This window comes from Gillisia marina, assembly GCF_000258765.1.
In the GTDB taxonomy this organism is placed as follows: domain Bacteria; phylum Bacteroidota; class Bacteroidia; order Flavobacteriales; family Flavobacteriaceae; genus Gillisia; species Gillisia marina.
The window spans coordinates 1-2,538 of the sequence record NZ_AJLT01000096.1; the positions used below are offsets into that span (position 1 = coordinate 1).

The following is a 2,538-nucleotide window of genomic DNA, read 5'->3' on the forward strand; positions in this document are numbered from 1 at the left end:
TTTTTTCATCATTGGATACTAGGTTTTAATTATTAAATTCAATTTTTATAGTTGTTTCTGCTTTATCGAATCTCACCGGAATGCTTAGTTTTCCTAAATGCATATAATTTTTTCCGGTAAATTTTATTCCGTTTACATAAACAAACAGTACTTCTTTTTTAAGGTTTTCAATATGAAGATCTATCAGATCAATTTCTGAGATGGCATTTTTTCCTAATTTTTTCTGAATTGTGATGTTTATCGCCTCAGTATCGACTTCAGCCTCCATTTCAATGCTCTCAAACATCCCTTTTTCGTATGCATTTGAAGTTTTACCGTCGTCATTATATAGTGAAGCAGTGCTATTTTTAGCTTGTTCATCATAATAAAAATGCACATCTAAAGCCGAAGCGTCATAATTGGCTGTGGTTTGCATAGGTCTAGCCATTGGAATAAATGCGCCACCTCTCACAAATACCGGAATATGCTCTTCTACCACTTCGACCTTTGCTAATGTGCCTTTAGCATACTTTTTGCCGGTATAAAAATCGAACCAGTTATTTGTTGAAGGAAAAATCACTTCTTTAGACCTAATCCCAGGTTTTAAAACCGGCGATACCAAAAAGCTATCTCCCCATAAATAAGTTTCGGAAATCGCATACATTTTATAATTTTCAGGTTCCTCAAAGAACAAAGGTCGCATTAATGGTTTCCCTGAAATATGATTTTCAAAAGCTAGACTATAATTATAAGGCAATAATTTATACCTCAGCTCGATAGCCTTTTTTGCCAAAGCTTTGGTCTTTTCATTTTTAAACACAGGTTCCGATGCTACTTCTTCCTGTGCATGTGGGCGGAATACAGGTTGAAAAACTCCATATTGCAGCCATCTCACATATAACTCATCATCCTCCAAATCGCCGGCAAATCCACCAAGATCTGAGTGCATATATGCCAAGCCTTGCATTCCCATTTGTAAGCTGATCTCCGGTTGTGGTTTTAAACCATTCCAGCCTCTATTTACATCTCCAGACCATGGTATTAATCCGAAACGTTGAGATCCGGCAGCTCCCGCTCTCATTAGTATGAAAGGACGCTCTTCAGGAAATTCCATTTCATATCCTTCTTTTAGCATTTTTGCCCAATAATGACCGTAAATATTATGAACCTCATCTGCCGAACCAATACTATGCTTCAATTTAGTTGGATGTACTTCCGGCTCTCCAAGATCTCCCCACCATCCGGCAACTCCAAAAGATTTAAGGTCTTTATAAATATTCCAAAACCATCCTTTTCCTTTGGAATCAAAGACATCTACTAAACCTGTATTTCCAAAGTAAAAATCGAATTTGTAAGGGTTTCCTAAAGAATCTTTAGCAAGCACATGTTCACGTACCGCTTCGTCCCATTTCTTGGAAGTTGTTAGAATAAATGGTTCCGTAACCAGTACTGTTTTTACTCCTTCATCTGCCAGTTTAGCAATCATTCTTTTAGGTTGCGGGAAAGAATCCTTCACAAACTCTAGATTTCCCATAGTCCCTTTAATCTCGTGGCCAAACCAATAAAGATCCAAAATAGCAGCATCTACCGGGATACTGTCTTTTTTGAATTTTGCTATGGTATTTTCTACTTCTTCCTGAGAGTGATATCCAAATCTGCTCGAAAAATTTCCAAAAATCCATCTTGGAGGCAAAGGTTGTCTCCCGGTTAAAAGTGTGTAATTTTCTGTGATCTTTTCCCAAGTCTTCCCTACGATTAATTGATAGGTTTTTCTTCCACTTATCGTCTCATAACTTAAGGTATTGGAGTGATTGCTATCCAGATCTAAAAACCCAATAGGAGCATTATCAAAATGCAACATATATTTTTCTGAAGATAAGACGATTGGTAAGGTATAATTTAATAAAGAAGATTTTGTACCATATCCATAATGGGCACGATTATATAATTCTAATCGGTTTCCACGTCTGTTCATTCCCAAGGCGCGAGCTCCTCCACCCATAAGAGCTTCATATTCTGCGATATTGAAATCGATTTTCTCGTGCGTTTCGGACTTAGAATAGCCTGTTTTTTCTGAAATTATTTCTTCCCCATTATAGAAATAACTCACTTGAAATGGATTTTTTGAAACCACGACCTTAATTCCTGGAGTTTCAATTTGAAGTTCCGATGAATTTTCTGAAACTTTGGTTTCAACTTCTGAAGGTTCTAAATCCACTGCAAAAGATTCAGGTATAAACTTTTCTCCCGATGGAATAAAACTGGTTTCCATGATCTCAGGTGTATAGGCCTGAAATCTGTACTGCCCATCGTTAGTCGATACGGTTACCACTCCCCCATTTTCTTCAAAGCTCTTGTAGGTTCTATCTGGATTTTGCGCAACTACAAGGACAGAACTCATTCCGAAGAGAACAAGAACTAAAAGCGATTTTATATTATTTGGGAGGGTCTTCATATAGTTTATTTCAGCTTTTTGTTATACGCGATAATGATAAAACACATAATAATTTAATAAGAAAACAAATTGTCACGTCGAGCGAAGTCGAGACGTTTTTGTTT

The 2,538-nt window shown here is 36.8% G+C and carries 1 protein-coding gene; it reads right to left on the reverse strand.

From position 1 onward, the window contains the following. Positions 1-25: 25 nt before the first annotated feature. Positions 26-2,434: a glycoside hydrolase family 31 protein gene (locus tag ON07_RS13800; RefSeq protein ID WP_010232642.1), complete on the reverse strand. Its 2,409-nt coding sequence runs from the start codon at positions 2,432-2,434 to the stop codon at positions 26-28. Positions 2,435-2,538 lie beyond the last annotated feature (104 nt).